This is a genomic window from Roseomonas chloroacetimidivorans (assembly GCF_049629625.1).
GTDB classification, from domain to species: domain Bacteria; phylum Pseudomonadota; class Alphaproteobacteria; order Acetobacterales; family Acetobacteraceae; genus Roseomonas; species Roseomonas chloroacetimidivorans.
On record NZ_JBNBZS010000276.1, the window covers coordinates 1 to 1,353 of the forward strand.

General features: G+C 68.6%; 1 protein-coding gene. It reads left to right on the forward strand.

Annotation, left to right across the window (positions count from 1 at the left end; all coding sequences use genetic code 11):
- The first annotated feature begins 97 nt into the window (after nucleotides 1-97).
- Nucleotides 98-1,132: an IS110 family RNA-guided transposase gene (locus ACO1BU_RS37400; protein ID WP_424140907.1), complete on the forward strand. Its 1,035-nt coding sequence runs from the start codon at nucleotides 98-100 to the stop codon at nucleotides 1,130-1,132.
- Nucleotides 1,133-1,353 lie beyond the last annotated feature (221 nt).

Sequence of the window (1,353 nt, forward strand, 5' to 3'; positions counted from 1 at the left end):
CTAGATACCGTAATCGGGTCGGCTGGTGGCGCGAGCTGCCATGACCGGTTGTTCTTCCAGGAGGCCCAGGCGGGGCTCAGCAGAGGGAGGCACCGAGATGACCCACTATGCCGGGATCGACGTCTCGCTGGAGACGAGCAGCATCTGCATCGTTGACGGCTCCGGGGCAGTGGTCCGGGAGTTGAAGGTTCAGAGTGAGCCGGAGGTTCTGGCTGCGGCCCTGACGGGGACGGGTCTGGAGTTTGCCCGTGTTGGCCTGGAGGCCGGGCCGATGTCGCAGTGGCTCCATGCCGGACTGAAGGCCGGAGGGTTGCCGGTGGTGCTGCTCGAGACGCGGCAGTTACGGGCGGCGACAAGGGCCATGCCGGTCAAGACGGACCGGACCGATGCGCGTGCCATCGCCCAGATGGTCCGGACCGGCTGGTTTCGGGCCGTGCACGTGAAATCGGAACTCTCCCAGGAGCTTCGGGCACTGCTGACGGCCCGCAAGCTGCTGGTCGGCAAGCTGCGGGACATCGACAACGGCATCCGCGGCCTGCTGCGCGGCTTCGGGCTGAAGGTCGGCCCAGTCGGTGAGCGCGCCTTCCCCACCCGCGCCCGTGAACTCGCGGCGGACCGCAAGACCCTCGCTGCCGTGATCGAGCCCTTGCTGCAGGTGCGCGAGACGCTGCTGTCCGAGCGGGAGCGCCTGCATCTCCTCGTCATCCACGCCACGCGCGACGATGCTGTCTGCCGCAGGCTCATGACGGTACCCGGCGTGGGACCGGTCACGGCGCTGACCTTCTGCTCAGCGGTGGACGACCCGGCCCGGTTCAGCAGATCCCGTGCAATCGGGGCCCATTTCGGCCTGACGCCCCGACGTTACCAGTCGGGTGAGACTGACCGGGTAGGCCACATCAGCAAGCAGGGCGACGGTCTGGCTCGCCAAGCGCTCTACGAGGCCGCGAACGTGCTGCTCACCAGAACAAGCCGCTGGTCGTCGCTCAAGGCGTGGGGGCTGGTAATCGCGAAGCGCTCGGGCATGCGCCGCGCCAAGGTGGCGGTTGCCCGCAAGCTCGCCGTCGTCCTGCTGGGCATGTGGCGCAACGGCACCGAGTTCCGCTGGGGCAAGGAGGCGGCGGTGGCGTCATAGCCCGCACCTCCGACCCAAGCGCCCGACGTCCCGTCGCGGGGACGCGGCAGGGCGAGACCGCAACAGCACCGGTGCCGGTATCCGCCGAGCCCGCTTGCTAGATTGGTCCACCCCGCCTGCCTGGCCGTAGCCTGTGGCGGCTCCACGCCGACCACGAACAGAAGCGAGGAACCCGCGACGTGACCACCACGCCGGTCATTGACCGACCCGATTACAGAAGG